The following is a 14,832-nucleotide window of genomic DNA, read 5'->3' on the forward strand; positions in this document are numbered from 1 at the left end:
TCACACCTCATGTCTCACACCTAGCCCCCTTTTACGCAAACCCGGATAAAGTTTTGAGCCTTGAGTTGTGAGGCATGAGCTTTTGGTTATCGATGATCTTCCTGACGTGACCGACACCTCACACCTCATACCTCATACCTCACGGCTCACACCTCGCCCCTTTCTCGCAAACGAAGATACCTAATTATTGAAATTCCGCACGTTCTTTTTGTTTGAGCGAGCGTATTTGTTGATAATGGGTAAAAAATCGGTGATAATCAGCTTCGGCGGCATACTTCCGGACATTCTCCATACCTTCTTCGGCTTCATTCAACAAGCCCAGCTCAAGATTGAGAAGCACGTACTGCTCCCACAAAACGGGCGACTTGTCATTAAACCTGAGGGCATTTACCACCACCTGGTAGGCGGCTTCGGTACGGGACGGTTTCTGACGGGTCAAAAATGCCACGGTCTCCGCCACTGCACGCGAATCAAAAGGATTATGACGAAGTAAAGCCCTGTACGCACCTTCAGTCGCTGAGCTGCGGGCAAGCACCAGTAACGAGTCCGATTTTGAAGGCAGCTTTTTAAGCGACACCACCCTGTCCTGGAATGCAGCAACCCGGGCGGAATCATAGCCGGAGGCCTTCAAACGCTCTAAAATAATCGCTGCCACCGACTGGTTTCCGGCAAGCGACTGTGCAATTGCCTCTCCAATTACCCCTTCGGGCTCGCTTACCCGAGAGAAAAAACCGATCGCTGCGTCGTACAGTCCCAGTTGTAGGAACCAATGCCCTAACACCTTTCTATACAGTGAAACCTGCTCGCCTTCGCCCTCCGCAAGTGTCAGGACCGTTTCGATGGCATTGGTTTTGTCACCCCCGTAAAAATCCGCATGCGCAGTTGCCAGCAGCAAATCATCGGACATGGCATTGTTTTTCCCAACAATCCGTTTCAGCTTCGCCGCCAGCAGGCTATCATTCCCGGCCTGGTTATAGGCGTAATTGAGCCAATAGGCATACCCGGCAGCGTTCAGCAGAGAATCCTTCCGGATCGCATCCCGGCGCGCCTCAAGCGGCGTACGTTTGCCCGTAAGATTACTGACCAGCAACCGGTTTGCCGCCCATACCAAATCATTTCCCGCTTTCATGGCGTTGCTGACCGAATCGAGCTCCGCGGGTTCAAGCACGCCCGACAACACACCCAGGATATTGGCGGCCGGAACATCGCCGGCCTCCTTCTCCGCCAGGTGGAGGAAGTAGTAGGCAGAATCTGCCAGATTGGTTTTGGCGTAAAGCATTCCAAGGTTATTAAGAATCTGCCCGTTCCCGGGGAAAGCCCGCGCTCCCTCTTTCAGGCTGAACATCGCCTCGAAATACAGATTATCATGTGCGAGAAGGTTGCCCAACCCGACATAGGCCTGGGGCGACGGCTTCTTCAGCGTAGCCTGTCTGTAGTAGAACACCGCCGCACTGTTGTCTCCCTGAATCCGGGCGAGAGAGGCCAGCGCGTAATTTCCTTTGTGGTTTTGAAGCGCCTGCTGCAACGACATCCTGTAATATTGTTCAGCCAATACATACTCTTCCGTCAGGAGGTGCCGGTCGCCGAGGCCGTTGAAATACCCGGCGATACCCTGCTTCACCGGGAACAGGTTCTGCATGGAGAACAGGCCGATGACCACGCCAAACCCGATAATCCTGGCCTTGGTAAGACTAAAATTCTGCGGCTTGTACAACACCTTATGTACCTGCAGCCCGTTGCGAAATAGCGGCACAAAGTTGGCAACTATGTAAAATACAAAAACGACGCCCATCCCCAACTGAGCATTCACGACGGTATCTTCCAGCAATTCCAGCAAAGGATCATTGGCCGCTATCACCGCTATCCCGGTCATTCCGATAGAAATGAGCATAAGTCCGGAATAAATCCAAAAACCCGAAGAGCGGAAAGGCAACTGGCCTTCCGTACTTTCACAACGTAGCCGAAACCCGAACAAACCGATAAGCGCCGCAGCCGCAGCGAGAAAATAAACCGGCACGAGCACGATGCCCCATGTGGCCATACGCGTATTGCCAACGTATGCAAAGACAAGCACCAGCAGGTAGATCAGGAGCATAACCGCCAGGTTGACCAGGGACTTCTTTCCCATGCCGGTAGCCCTGGAAGTAGCTACCCAGACAAGTCCGTATATAATTTCGGTAGCACAAACCACCAAAAAGACGAGCGTCGGAACAAGCCACAGAGGCAAGCTGTATACCAGGAAAGTATACAGAGGGGCAGCAGTACCGGAAAAGAAAACTGCTGCAAGCAGCAAAGCCGACAGTCCTGCAAAAGCGAATATGCGCGTAACCAGGGCGGTGTGCGGCCGGAAAGCATGGAAATAATATGCAACACCGTTAAAACACAAAAGGGCCGATACCAAAACTATCCGCTCCGGAAGCCCCGCAAAAGCAATCATTTCGGTTCTCGAAAAAACAAACAGGAGGATAAAAATCCCCATTCCGCCCAGGAACCAGAAGCGGGACAGCGTAGTCAGTCCGGCCAGGACCGTGGAGAGCCCTGCCAGAGCCAGCAACATAAACGCGAGACTTGTTATTACGTCGGGCATCATGAGCGGCGCTGCGAACTGCCCCGTGACATAGGCGGAAGGCACGGGTACTTCGAATCGCAACCCCTCGAAATCGATGCGATTAGCCGGTACCAGCCGCTCCTGGAGCTGCGTAACGAGGTCCCACGCAACACGCTGGCCCGGGTACAGCAGGCCGGAAAAGAACACCGCGCCCGCCAGCGAAACCAGTATTAACCCGAACAAAAACAAGGTCATCCGCCGTTCCGCAGGTGACCATACGCGCCAAAAAAACAGTTCTTTCATTCGGTACTAACGAATTCTTCTTCGGATACTAATATGTGTTCTGGTCGTGCGGGGAACGTTTTCTAGAAAATATCCAATATTTGCACCCCTTAACCGTTTGTTATGATGGATTTATCAACTACTTTTGCGGTCTCAAATTTAATATACGCCAATAAAATATAGCTAAACAATGTCAAATGCGGCAAACATAGGGAAAATTACCCAGGTAATTGGACCGGTAGTAGACGTATCGTTTGAAAATCACAGCCACATGCCATCTATTCTGGATGCCTTGGAAGTCGTTAAAGCGAATGGCCAGAAGGTGGTACTGGAATGTCAGCAGCACTTAGGTGAGGACCGCGTACGCGCCATCGCTATGGAAGGTACCGAAGGTTTGCAGCGTGGCATGGAGGTTATTGCCAAGGGTGCTCCGATCAAAATGCCGATCGGTGAGCAAATCAAAGGCCGTCTTTTCAACGTCGTTGGAGACGCCATTGATGGTCTTAAAGATGTGGATGCCAGCAATGGGATCTCCATCCACCGTGCGGCGCCTAAATTTGAGGACCTGGCAACCGGTACCGAAATTCTTTATACAGGGATCAAGGTAATTGACCTTTTGGCCCCTTACGTAAAAGGTGGTAAAATCGGTTTGTTCGGGGGTGCCGGTGTAGGCAAAACCGTATTGATCCAGGAGCTGATCAATAACATTGCAAAAGCATATTCAGGACTTTCGGTGTTTGCCGGAGTCGGCGAGCGTACCCGTGAGGGTAATGACCTGATGCGCGAGATGATCGAAGCCGGTATTATCAAATACGGTGAGAAATTTAAGCACAGCATGGAAAACGGGGGTTGGGACCTCGATAGCGTTGACTACGAGGAACTGAAAGAATCACAGGCAACCTTCGTATTCGGACAAATGAACGAACCTCCCGGAGCACGTGCCCGTGTTGCCCTTTCGGGTCTGACGGTTGCGGAATACTTCCGCGACGGCGAAGGTGACGGAAAAGGCCGCGATATCCTTTTCTTCATTGACAATATTTTCCGGTTTACCCAGGCAGGTTCGGAAGTATCAGCCCTTCTGGGCCGGATGCCTTCGGCGGTAGGTTACCAGCCGACGCTGGCAACTGAAATGGGTGCCATGCAGGAGCGGATTACTTCTACAAAGAATGGATCTATCACGTCGGTTCAGGCCGTTTACGTACCTGCCGATGACTTGACTGACCCTGCTCCGGCAACTACTTTCGCCCACCTTGACGCAACTACCGTACTAAGCCGTAAAGTAGCTGAGAAAGGTATTTACCCTGCAGTGGATCCGCTTGACTCTACGTCAAGAATCCTTTCCGCCGAAGCACTTGGCGACGCGCACTATGCTTGTGCACAGCGCGTGAAAAACATTCTGCAGCGTTATAAAGAACTTCAGGACATCATCGCGATCCTTGGCTTGGAAGAACTTTCCGAAGAAGACAAACTGGTTGTGTCGCGCGCCCGTCGCGTAGAGCGCTTCCTGTCGCAACCTTTCTTCGTGGCTTCGCAGTTTACAGGTCTCGAAGGGGTGTTGGTTGATATTAACGATACCATCAAAGGTTTCAACCAAATCATCGACGGAGAGTTTGATCACCTTCCTGAAATGGCTTTCAACCTGGTGGGAACTATTGAGGATGCCGTCAGAAAAGGAGAAAAAATGCTGGCTGAAGCTTCAAAAGCTTAATCCGTACTCCTTCTAGCAAATATTACGTTTTCCAGTTGCCCGGTATGCTTTGCCGGGCAACCCAAAACAAACCTCAAGCAAGATGAATTTGGAAATCATAACACCTGACAAGAAGGTTTTTTCCGGAGAGGCTACTTCTGTTACTTTTCCGGGCTCAGAAGGGCAATTTCAGGTTTTAAACAGCCACGCACCTCTTGTGAGCACCCTTGGAAAAGGTGAAATCCTGATCGATACAGGTTCCGGCAAACAATCTTATACCGTTGACGGCGGTGTGGTGGAAGTGCTCAACAATAAGATACTGGTACTGGCTGAGGCTATCTTGTAGACAGGAACTATGCAAAATAATGAGGGGAATGAGAACCGGTTGTTCTCATTCCCCTTTTTTGTTCGCTATAGAGTTGAAACCGTTCTTTGGATAAACGCGGTCAGGTCGCTTCCCGAAAGCATGCCCTGCGACAGCAAGGCGAGATCGAAGAGCTGCTTCGCCAGCTTGCCTTTTTCTGTCTCATCTTCGGCAGCCAGGATTTTATTTACCAGCGGGTGATTGCCATTGACGGACACCGTGTACATCATCGGCATTTCGCCAAACATATTTCTCTGCCCCGAAGTGGCCTGCATATCCATCATCCTGCGGATAAATTCAGGGAAAGTGATGATTACCGGCAAGTCATCAGGTGAAAGCGGCTCGATGTTAACCGAAGCCGATTTATTGTCTGCCACCCCCTGGAACAGGCTTTTCAACGCCTCCTGGTCCTTTTCCGATAACAGATTTTCGGGCATGATTTCTTTCTCCACCAGCTTGTCAACCGTATCGGCATCCACGCGCTTCACACTTACTTTTTCCAGCTTCTGTTCCAGGCTGTTGATAAAATGAGAGTCGATCGGACTGTCGAGGACCAGAACATCGTAATCCTTCTTGCGTGCGGCAGCCACGAAAGCATCCTGCTTACCGGCGTCGGAAGTGTAGAGCCATACCTGGCGATCATCTTTGGTAGTCTGGTTTTCCTTTACTTTTTCGCGGTACTCATCGAAAGTAAAATACTGGCCCTCGGTATTTTTCAACAAACAGAAGTCCTTCGCTTTTTCGTAAAATTTCTCATCGCTGATAGCGCCGTACTTCACAAACAACCCGATGTCTCCAAATTTCTTTTCGAAGCCTTCCCGGTCATTTTTGAATAGCTCTGCAAGCTTGTCAGCCACCTTCCGCGTAATGTAGCTGCCTATTTTTTTCACGTTTCCGTCCGCCTGAAGATAGCTTCTGGACACATTCAGCGGAATATCAGGGGAATCGATTACACCATGCAGCAACTGGAGGAAGTCAGGCACAATATCCTTCACTTCGTCGGTGATAAAAACCTGGCGGCTGTACAGTTGAATTTTCTCGCGCTGAAGCTGGAAATCGTTCTTTAGTTTTGGAAAGTACAAAACGCCCGTCAGGTTGAACGGGTAATCCACATTCAGGTGAATCCAGAAAAGCGGGTCTTCGCTGAAAGGGTAAAGCTCTTTATAAAAAGCAAGGTAATCTTCGTCTTTCAGATCAGCAGGATTCTTGATCCAGACGGGGGTCGGGTTGTTGATCACCTTCTCCTCGAACTCGATCGGGATGGGTAGAAACTTCCCATACTTTTCAAGAATTTGCCGGAGCCGGGCGCCCTGGAGGAATTCCTCCGAATCGGGTGCAATGTGCAGCACGATGTCAGTTCCCCGCTGCTCTTTTACGGTAGGCTCAATTGTAAATTCAGTAGAGCCGTCACATTCCCACCGAACGGGCTGCGCCTCATCCCGGTAAGAACGTGTAAATATTTCCACTTTCGAGGCCACCATATAGGCAGAGTAGAAGCCCAGCCCGAAGTGGCCGATAATGCCGGCCTCGCCACCTTTATCCTTGTACTTTTCAACGAATTCGCTTGCTCCTGAAAACGCGATCTGGTTGATATATTTTTTGATCTCGTCGGCAGTCATCCCGATCCCGTTATCGCTGATCGTGACCGTTTTGGCCTCCTCGTCCAGCTTCACCGTCACTTTCAGCTCCCCCAATTCACCTGTGAATTCGCCCATAGACGCCAATTGCTTCACTTTCTGTGTAGCATCGACCGCATTCGCAACCAATTCCCTCAGGAAGATTTCATGGTCGGAATAGAGAAATTTCTTGATGATAGGAAAAATATTTTCCGTGTGGATGCTTAGCGAACCTTTCTCCTGCTGCATTGTTTCCATTTACGATATTTTGGTTTGGTACAGTTTTTTTATCTTAAATTCAGTAATCGCAATATGCAAACACAAAATTGCGTTCCAATACGTGAAAAAGTGTTGCAATACTGCCAGAATGACAGCAATACTGTGTTTTAATTCAAAATTAGCAATGAGAAAATTACTTTTGGCCGTTATCACCGGCTTGGTTTTGGGCTGTTCGACCCCCAACAAAGTGCCTTTTACCAACTATACTGTTTTCACGGAAGAGCTAAGAAAAGACCTGGAATCGGCGGGTATTCCCCTGGAGAAGGTGCAGTTCTACAATGACAAAATGCTGGTAATCAAACGTGAGGGCGTCAATCCGAACGATATCGGGGTTACTTCGGAAGGCAAGATCAGTATCCAGAACGGGAAAAGCGTGCATACCATTACCATCCGGCCGTTTACTCCCGGTGTATCACTCAGCGCCGAGGCCGGGAAAATAAACGCTTCGTGGGATGACTCTCAACAGGACAAAGACGGTATTCCGTTCGTGATCACCGGCAACCAATACTACCTCTCCACCACTGAAGACTCCAAGATAAACTATAAAGACAACCTGTATGATGTGCAGAGTGGCGTGGGAGCCAGGCTATTTGTAAGCAAAGACCTTTTGAAACAGGTTAACTCACAACGCGAAACGCTGAAAGGCCGTCGCGTCGGGGGAGAAAACTAAAAGGGGATAGGGGGGAGCCGGATATTCCTGCAAGCCGTCGAAATGAAGGGGGGCCATTGTTCTTCCCGGGGCTGCAGGGGACTCTTCCCCCATCCATACTAGAATAAGTGTCGCTTGTAAGCCAGTGCAATCGCCTGGGCAATATTTTTCGCACCCGTCTTCTCAATAATTCGCTGACGGTATCCCTCCACGGTACGGCTGCTTATAAAAAGCTTATCCCCTATTTCCGCAGTGGAAAGCCCGTCGCAAAGCAGCCTTAAAACATCTTTCTCACGCGTAGACAGATCTGACGCGAAGGGTGCATTGAAAACCACCGGCGCCGCATCGGCCTTCTTTGACAATAGCTTCCGGTGCAAAACCTTCCCTACAAAGTCACTGTAATAAGCCCCCTCCTCATACACCTGCCTGATTGCTTTTTCAACCTCTTCCGGGGACGAATCTTTCAGGAGATAACCGTTCACGCCCTGCTCCAGCATGTGCGTCACAAAGCGGTCTTCATCGTACATGGAAATGATAATGATTTTGACCTCGGGGAATCGATCTTTCATAATTTCGGTGGCCTTTATGCCATCCATCACCGGCATGTTGATATCCAGCAGCACAATGTCACAAGGCTGCTCTGCCAACCGGTCAATCAGTTCCTGCCCGTTACCGGCTTCAAAGGCGAAGCAGAATTCATCCACCCCTGACAGCATGGATACGAACCCCATCCTGAACAGGCGATGGTCATCCGCAATACCGAGTACAATTTTTCCCATTTAGATTGGTCTGTTTTGCAAAACTCAGCGCACTAGGCTCCTGTTTCTTCCCTGGAAACAAGCGGAACTGAAACCACAACACTCGTACCCTCACCCATACGCTCGTACTTTGCACTTCCGTTTAATATGCTTAACCTGCTTTCAATATTTTTCAATCCCAGTCCGCTGCTTTTACTTATCCTGGCAGCATCCGCATCGAATCCAGAACCATTGTCCCTTACTCTTACCCAAATACGTTGGGACTGGCTGTAAATCTCTATGCCGATTGTCGAAGCATTCGCATGCTTTAGCGCGTTGTTGACCAATTCCTGGATCACCCTGAAAAGCGTGAGCTCTGTCTTGGGGGCCAGGCGCGGTATCTGTTGCCCGTTCTCTATCAGCCTGACACGCGTTCCATCCATGCCTGAAAACTTTACGATCAGGTCTTCCACAGCCGCCTCCAGCCCGAATTGCTCCAACGTGGTAGGAACCAGCGCCTTTGAAATTCTGCGCACGTTGGTCATGGTTTCATCCAGCAAACCCCGGATTTTAAGCACCATTTCCTTATTGTCTTCCGAGGTAGCACCCAGGCCCTGCTGCAATTGATTGACGCTCATTTTGGTAAGCGAAAGCATTACCCCGATATCATCGTGAAGCTCCCCGGCCATCCTTCTCCGCTCGGCTTCCTCCGAATCCAATGCCGTCTCGAGCAGGCTCTTCTGATATTCCCTTTGCACATCGCCGAGTTCCTTCTCCTGTTTCATCTGCCGCCGCTGGTATTGTATAGCAAAAACAACAATAAAGCCGGCCATCAGGAGCATGGACAAAAAACCAAACAGAATCCCTATTGCGATTTGATTTTGCTCAATCATTGTTTTGAGAAGTAATCAATCCCACCGCAACCGCCAAAATCAGGATAGTCAGGAGGTCCATGTAGTCCGGAATTAGATCCAAAGCACCCAGATCCAGCCGCCCATGCATACGAGCATAGTAATAGAGAAACGGTGCAAAAAAAACCCGGGACGCGAAAAAAAACATCCAGGCAACTACAGTTACAAATCTTGCCGAGGCCAACAGATTAACCACCTTCAATGACTTCAGCAATTCGTAAAAATACAGCAGTATCCATAACAGCATCAGTATACACTCCAAAACCCCGATATATCTAACCCAAAAGTGCTCCTGGTCGCTATTGCCAGGTTGATAGGAAACATATATCTCTCCGACACTGAGCATTAAAAAGATGGGAATCATCCATTTAATCGTCTGCCTCAACTTTTTCGACTCCAGGAATTGGTACATCATACTGCTCAATAAAACGTACCGGAGGGGCACATGTAGATTGTGCAGCAAAATATTATTTTGCCCCGTCGCAGCGGTATAAATCATCGCCCAATCCAGTACAAACTTGCAGATTAGATAAATCAACAGCAAGCGGAAGCCTACCTCAAGTTTCCTATACTTTGCAACCAGTATTCCAATCGGGATCAGTGTAACAAAAACACTTAGGTAAATCGGGTAGTACTCAAAAAATAAAAGAATGAGCCGTAACGTTTTCACCGAATTTCAAACTTGTCTAGTTATCCGGCGGAATGGGTGGAAAACATTTCGGCGGACATGAAGGGCCGGCTGCAAGCACCTGGCCTGCCAATACGTTGCCATTTTCATCTACCGCCATAACAACCAGGCGAGGGTTATTAAGCTTTTCGTCTGCTACGAAATGAAATTTAAATGCAACACACTTGCTGTCTGCCTCATCGAGGAGCTGCTGTAGCCTGGCTTTTCCAAAAACCTGGTAATGCGTATAGTCTGTTGACTTGATTTCGCTTTCCTTGTAGAAAGCGCGGGTCTTCAAAATGAGTTCATCCGCCTCGGTCTGAGAAATGAAAGAACCATCATTTTCCGTAAAATGGATATCGGACATAGAAGATGGGGGGTTGGTAAAACTTTCGCCCAAGATACCCACTTCACGGCCTCCCGGACATACCGTTTAATAAATAACGCGGGGCAATGCTATGCCCCCTCGCCGCTAACCGCTGCCGCTCAGGCGATACGCTGCCTCACGCTTTCGTATAAAATGACCGAAGCAGCCGCTGAAACATTGAGGGAATCCACTTCACCCAACAGCGGAATCGCTACCCTGACGCCCGCCAGTTCCAGCAGATCCGGAGAAATGCCGTCTTCCTCCGACCCCATTATGATTACCGTAGGCGTCGTAAAATCAGCCTGGTAAAGAGGAGTTGAGGATTTTTCCGTACAGGCTATACATTGAAGGCCGCTTTCCAGCAGGTAGCGGACTACCTCTTTAAGGCTCTCTTCCCGGCAAATAGGCATATAGTTAAGCGCGCCCGAGGAGGTCTTCATCGCATCGGCATTGATCATTGCCCCGCCTTTGGCCGGCACGATCACCGCCTGAACGCCGGCACACTCGGCGGTTCTGACAATAGCGCCAAAATTTCTGACATCCGTTACCCGGTCAAGCAGCAGGAACAGGGGCACTTTACCCGCTTCATACACCTGGGTTAGTACGTTGTGCACTGGCGCGTAACGAATAGGCGACAAGAAGCAAACGACCCCCTGGTGGTTTTTCCGGGTAAGCCGGTTGAGTTTTTCCAGCGGGACCCGGTGAATCGCGATCTGCCTGCTTTCCGCAAGCTTCACGATTTCGTTCATTCCCATTTCACGTTGGATGAACAGCCGCTCGACCTCTTTGCCTGAGCGCAACGTTTCTAAAACCGGCTGAACGCCGAATGCCATATCTCCTTGCGGAGGTCTCTTTTTTACAGGTCTTCTTACCTGATATTGCCGGTTCTCCATGCTTCTACCATCGGGTACCAAATGGGCTGATATTCGACATAGCGAACCAGTTCATAGTGGTTATCGACGAATTGATTGGTTCTTTTATTAAAAGTAAAATTAATATTATTGGCGCTCCCCCGCTGGTTATAGACCCAAACTTCCCGGTCCTTGCTCCGCTGAACTTTGTCCGGATTGCCCAGGACAATAAAAATCATTCCCTTATCGGTCTTCCAGCCCTCCTTATAGGTCGTAAACAGGCGATTGGCCTCCTCCACTCTTTCATAATAGCTTCTGATCATGCTGCGCGCCAGGTCCTGGTTGCCATTAACCAGCGACAGCCAGTACCGGTCGAGCGCTTTCTTGGCATTTTCAGTATTCTGCATGTTTTTGATCTCGGCATTGGTACTCATGTACTGTATCGGCCCCGTCAATTGCTCCGGATAAGTCATTTTCGGAAAACGGTCATTGGTGACAAGCAAACCAATACCATCGTGTTTCGCAGTGTCGGCAACAAAATAGTAAAGTCCTTTTCTGTTCAGGGCAAGTTCCTCACCGGGAACCGTACTGAAAGCACTATCTACCTTAAGGGTCCGGGGCGTACCTTTTGCGGAGGTATTCATAGGTGAACTCGCAGGATCAAAGGTATGCCGGTAATAGGATGCCATAAGAGGCACCGTTTGTCCGGAAAGGCTTTTGATCACCACCCGCTCCTGCTCCCGTACAAAATTCCGGTTGAGCAAATTGCCGGTAGCCACGTCAAAAACACCATACTGATCACCGGTACGTAGATTGGAGAACCGCACCGGCAGGTCATTCAGAGATTTTTTCAGCGTGCCCGCCTCGCTGATTTCACTGAGCACTACCCCTGCTTCTTTTCCCGATGGTTTCTTTATGTCGAACTGCACGAGTATATGATCTCCCGCCCTGGTAACGGAATTACCGTCGAGCGGTACATTCCCGTACCCCAATCGGTCACGGCTTCCGTAGTCGCTGTATACCACATAATTCAGGTTGAACTTACCGGTAAACTCCTCTACGGTCAACGGGTTTTTCCCCTTGTAAACTGTCACAAAAAGGTAAACGCGTGTGTTATCCGCGTCCTTATCAAGGAACTTAGACTCAATGACGGGCGGCGAAAACTCTTCGGATTCCGCACCCCTCGCAGCAGTCCCCATTTCCCCCTGCTTATTAATTCCCTTCATGGCCTGATCCGCCTTCCTTGAGGAGGAACAACCGGCCATTCCGGCTGCTATAAAAATTCCGAAAAGACCCCAAAAGTACTTTTTCATGCCATCTGATTTCTTTTATCTGTAAAGAACGAAGTAATGTAGCTTTTTTGCTAAAAAACCGCCAAATATTTGCACGTCGCTACTGAAAGGCCCCGGTGTCCCACAGGCGGAGTCTGCCCTACCGTATTGCGGGTAAAACGAAGCATCCGCCCGATAAAAAACGAATGGTCCGAAGACAATCAGCAACACAACCGGGAGCAGGCTCATTTATTCCGAAATCAGATTATTCACACAAAAAATCAACTATATTCAACCCTGCCAAAACAGGAGCGTGGTGAGCGCCCTGTTATTTGAAAGACAGAATTAAAAAAAAGCCGATTATTTCAAAACATGACCTTACTGGAAAAACTGCTTCCGGAACTCAGCTTCCAGACCGCGCGAAGCGGTGGAAAGGGCGGCCAGAACGTAAACAAGGTTGAGAGCAAAGTTGAATTGAGGTTCGACATTCAAAATTCGGAAGTTCTGACCGAAGAGGAGAAGAAAATTCTTCTGAACAAGTTAAGAAATCGCGTTACCGCTGAAGGAATACTTGTTTTATATCACCAGACGGAACGCTCACAGCTTGCCAATAAGGAACTTGTGATCGGCAAATTCGGAACGCTTCTACGCAACGCATTAACAAAATTACCACCGAGAAAACCAACGCGGCCAACCAAAGCTTCGGTCCTTGCCAGGCAAAAAGCCAAAAGCCACCGGTCCGAAAGAAAGGCCGGTCGCCGGAAAACAGGATGGGAGTAAGGGGTGAGGTTTGAGGTGTAAGGTATGAGTACACCCTCACCCCTCACACCTCACATCTCACCCCTACCAACAACATTCAAACTATGAATCTTAACCTCAAATCAAAAACGCAGAACTCGTACGATGCTATCGTTGTCGGGTCGGGAATAAGCGGCGGTTGGGCCGCAAAGGAACTCACTGAAAAAGGCCTCCGGGTTTTGTTGCTGGAACGCGGTCCCGATGTAAAACATATCGAGGGTTATGAAACCGCATTAAAAGCGCCCTGGGAATTTCCGCACCGTGGAAGGCTCACCAATGAAGTAAAGGAAAACTACCCGGTTCAGGCCAGGAAATACGCGCTTACCGAGGCGACAACCGGCTTGATGACACAGGACATACGATATCCCTACCTGGAAGCCAAACCTTTTCAATGGACCCGTGCTTTTGTTGTGGGGGGGCGCTCATTGGTTTGGGGCCGGCAGAGCTACCGTTGGAGTGACCTCGACTTTGAAGCCAACCTGAAAGACGGGCACGGCGTTGACTGGCCCATCCGATACAAAGACCTTGCTCCCTGGTATGACTACGTAGAACGGTTCATAGGGGTCAGCGGCTCCGCTGAAGGATTGCCGCAGCTGCCGGATGGCGTCTTTCAGGCGCCTATGGAATTAAGCTGCGTCGAGCAGCACGTCAGATCGGCAATTGAACAAAAATGGAAGGTCAGCCGCAAGCTCATGATCGGGAGGTCTGCCAACCTCACCGCTCCTACCCCCGAACAGCTTCAACTGGGGCGCGCCTCCTGTCAGTTCCGGAACCTCTGCTCCAGAGGCTGCCCTTACGGTGCCTACTTCAGCACCCAATCGGCTACCCTCCCGGCAGCCATGGCAACCGGTCGCCTGACACTCAGGCCCAACTCCCTTGTTCATGAAGTAATTTTTGACGAAAACAGAGGCAGGGCAACCGGTGTCAAAGTGATCGACCAGGAAAGCAAAGAAGAAATAATCTTCCACGCCCGGGTGATTTTCCTGAATGCTTCGACGATGGCTACCAATTTTTTACTCCTCAATTCTACCTCCCCGCGCTTTCCGGAAGGGCTCGGCAACAACGAAACCGCAAGCCTGGGGAAATTCATCATGGATCACCACCAGTCTGCCGGGGCCAAAGGCACCTTCCGGGACTTCAATAACAAATATTTTTTTGGACGGCGGGCTAACGGAATTTACGTGGCCAGGTACCGCAACTACCTCGAAAAGGGCGACGGATATTTCCGCGGCTTCGGCTACCAGGGAGGCGGCTCAAGGGGGGGATGGCAGCGCGGGACATCAACAAAAGGCTTTGGCGCCGGCTTCAAAGACAAGCTGAGCGCTCCCGGCGATTGGAGCATGAACCTCAACGGCTACGGAGAATGCCTCCCGTACGAAGAAAACCGGGTATACCTCGACCGGACCCGGAAAGATCCCTGGGGCCTGCCCATGCTGGTGGCTGATGCGGAATACCGCGAAAATGAGAAAGCGATGCGCAAAGACATGATGAGTGACGCCGCGGAAATGCTCGAAGCTGCGGGCGCAACTGACATCAGCACCTTCGATGATATCAAGTACATCGGTTTCTGCACCCATGAAATGGGAGGCGTAAGGATGGGTAGGGATCCGAAAACATCGATTCTCAACCAATGGAATCAATTTCACCAGGTTCCCAATCTCTTTGCCACCGACGGTTCGGCTATGACTTCCTCCAGCTGTTCCAACCCGTCACTGACCTACATGGCTCTTACCGCCCGCGCGGCCGACTATGCCGTTACCGCTATGAAGAAAAACGAATTTTAACCGGATAACCGCACCCAAATA

General features: G+C 50.0%; 13 protein-coding genes. 5 read left to right on the plus strand and 8 right to left on the minus strand.

Translation table 11 applies throughout. The features are described 5' to 3' along the window. Positions 1-184: 184 nt before the first annotated feature. Positions 185-2,851: a hypothetical protein gene (locus tag ABD852_RS06135; protein WP_345027228.1), complete on the minus strand. Its 2,667-nt coding sequence runs from the start codon at positions 2,849-2,851 to the stop codon at positions 185-187. A gap of 169 nt (positions 2,852-3,020) precedes the next feature. On the opposite strand from ABD852_RS06135, the gene atpD reads away from it, so the two are divergent. Together atpD and atpC are read left to right on the plus strand one after the other, a co-directional pair. Further along, positions 3,021-4,538 (plus strand): F0F1 ATP synthase subunit beta, encoded by a 1,518-nt coding sequence (gene atpD, locus ABD852_RS06140; RefSeq protein ID WP_345027230.1) that lies wholly within the window; start codon positions 3,021-3,023, stop codon positions 4,536-4,538. Positions 4,539-4,620: 82 nt separating this feature from the next. After that, a complete protein-coding gene (gene atpC, locus ABD852_RS06145; protein ID WP_345027232.1) occupies positions 4,621-4,863 on the plus strand; it encodes an ATP synthase F1 subunit epsilon in 243 nt (80 codons plus the stop codon). Positions 4,864-4,928: 65 nt separating this feature from the next. Here atpC and htpG read toward each other — a convergent pair whose 3' ends face one another. After that, the gene (gene htpG, locus ABD852_RS06150) at positions 4,929-6,755 is read right to left on the minus strand and encodes a molecular chaperone HtpG (protein WP_345027235.1); all 1,827 of its coding nucleotides are present in this window, start codon (positions 6,753-6,755) and stop codon (positions 4,929-4,931) included. Positions 6,756-6,900: 145 nt separating this feature from the next. On the opposite strand from htpG, the gene ABD852_RS06155 reads away from it, so the two are divergent. After that, a complete protein-coding gene (locus ABD852_RS06155) occupies positions 6,901-7,446 on the plus strand; it encodes a hypothetical protein (RefSeq protein ID WP_345027237.1) in 546 nt (181 codons plus the stop codon). A gap of 98 nt (positions 7,447-7,544) precedes the next feature. On the opposite strand, the gene ABD852_RS06160 is transcribed toward ABD852_RS06155, so the two are convergent. From ABD852_RS06160 to ABD852_RS06185, 6 genes are all read right to left on the minus strand, one after another. Next, positions 7,545-8,204 carry a response regulator transcription factor gene (locus ABD852_RS06160; RefSeq protein WP_345027240.1) on the minus strand — a complete coding sequence of 220 codons (660 nt, stop codon included), beginning with the start codon at positions 8,202-8,204 and terminating at the stop codon, positions 7,545-7,547. 32 nt (positions 8,205-8,236) lie between these two features. Next, entirely contained in the window at positions 8,237-9,055 is an 819-nt protein-coding gene (locus tag ABD852_RS06165) for a sensor histidine kinase (protein ID WP_345027241.1), read from the minus strand. After that, positions 9,048-9,536 (minus strand): hypothetical protein, encoded by a 489-nt coding sequence (locus ABD852_RS06170; RefSeq protein ID WP_345027245.1) that lies wholly within the window; start codon positions 9,534-9,536, stop codon positions 9,048-9,050. Before ABD852_RS06170 ends, ABD852_RS06165 begins: the two co-directional genes overlap by 8 nt. A gap of 223 nt (positions 9,537-9,759) precedes the next feature. Further along, positions 9,760-10,107 (minus strand): hypothetical protein, encoded by a 348-nt coding sequence (locus ABD852_RS06175; protein ID WP_345027248.1) that lies wholly within the window; start codon positions 10,105-10,107, stop codon positions 9,760-9,762. Between the two features lie 119 nt (positions 10,108-10,226). Next, positions 10,227-11,000, minus strand: coding sequence for a 23S rRNA (guanosine(2251)-2'-O)-methyltransferase RlmB (rlmB, locus tag ABD852_RS06180; RefSeq protein ID WP_345027249.1), 774 nt, complete (start codon positions 10,998-11,000; stop codon positions 10,227-10,229). After that, positions 10,976-12,271: a GWxTD domain-containing protein gene (locus ABD852_RS06185; protein ID WP_345027251.1), complete on the minus strand. Its 1,296-nt coding sequence runs from the start codon at positions 12,269-12,271 to the stop codon at positions 10,976-10,978. The genes rlmB and ABD852_RS06185 overlap by 25 nt, the downstream gene beginning before the upstream one ends. 330 nt (positions 12,272-12,601) lie before the next feature. Here ABD852_RS06185 and arfB point away from each other — a divergent pair, with 330 nt between their 5' ends. Together arfB and ABD852_RS06195 are read left to right on the plus strand one after the other, a co-directional pair. Further along, complete coding sequence (gene arfB / locus ABD852_RS06190; RefSeq protein ID WP_345027252.1) at positions 12,602-13,009, plus strand: alternative ribosome rescue aminoacyl-tRNA hydrolase ArfB; 408 nt, start codon at positions 12,602-12,604, stop codon at positions 13,007-13,009. Between the two features lie 83 nt (positions 13,010-13,092). Beyond that, positions 13,093-14,811: a GMC oxidoreductase gene (locus ABD852_RS06195; protein ID WP_345027255.1), complete on the plus strand. Its 1,719-nt coding sequence runs from the start codon at positions 13,093-13,095 to the stop codon at positions 14,809-14,811. Positions 14,812-14,832 lie beyond the last annotated feature (21 nt).

The organism is Ravibacter arvi, assembly GCF_039540405.1.
Classification (GTDB): domain Bacteria; phylum Bacteroidota; class Bacteroidia; order Cytophagales; family Spirosomataceae; genus Ravibacter; species Ravibacter arvi.

Coding starts and splice junctions, on each gene's coding strand:
- ABD852_RS06135 (WP_345027228.1), bottom strand. CDS start 2,851: ATGAAAGAACTGTTTTTTTGGCGCGTATGGTCACCTGCGGAACGGCGG.
- atpD (WP_345027230.1), top strand. CDS start 3,021: ATGTCAAATGCGGCAAACATAGGGAAAATTACCCAGGTAATTGGACCG.
- atpC (WP_345027232.1), top strand. CDS start 4,621: ATGAATTTGGAAATCATAACACCTGACAAGAAGGTTTTTTCCGGAGAG.
- htpG (WP_345027235.1), bottom strand. CDS start 6,755: ATGGAAACAATGCAGCAGGAGAAAGGTTCGCTAAGCATCCACACGGAA.
- ABD852_RS06155 (WP_345027237.1), top strand. CDS start 6,901: ATGAGAAAATTACTTTTGGCCGTTATCACCGGCTTGGTTTTGGGCTGT.
- ABD852_RS06160 (WP_345027240.1), bottom strand. CDS start 8,204: ATGGGAAAAATTGTACTCGGTATTGCGGATGACCATCGCCTGTTCAGG.
- ABD852_RS06165 (WP_345027241.1), bottom strand. CDS start 9,055: ATGATTGAGCAAAATCAAATCGCAATAGGGATTCTGTTTGGTTTTTTG.
- ABD852_RS06175 (WP_345027248.1), bottom strand. CDS start 10,107: ATGTCCGATATCCATTTTACGGAAAATGATGGTTCTTTCATTTCTCAG.
- rlmB (WP_345027249.1), bottom strand. CDS start 11,000: ATGGAGAACCGGCAATATCAGGTAAGAAGACCTGTAAAAAAGAGACCT.
- ABD852_RS06185 (WP_345027251.1), bottom strand. CDS start 12,271: ATGAAAAAGTACTTTTGGGGTCTTTTCGGAATTTTTATAGCAGCCGGA.
- arfB (WP_345027252.1), top strand. CDS start 12,602: ATGACCTTACTGGAAAAACTGCTTCCGGAACTCAGCTTCCAGACCGCG.
- ABD852_RS06195 (WP_345027255.1), top strand. CDS start 13,093: ATGAATCTTAACCTCAAATCAAAAACGCAGAACTCGTACGATGCTATC.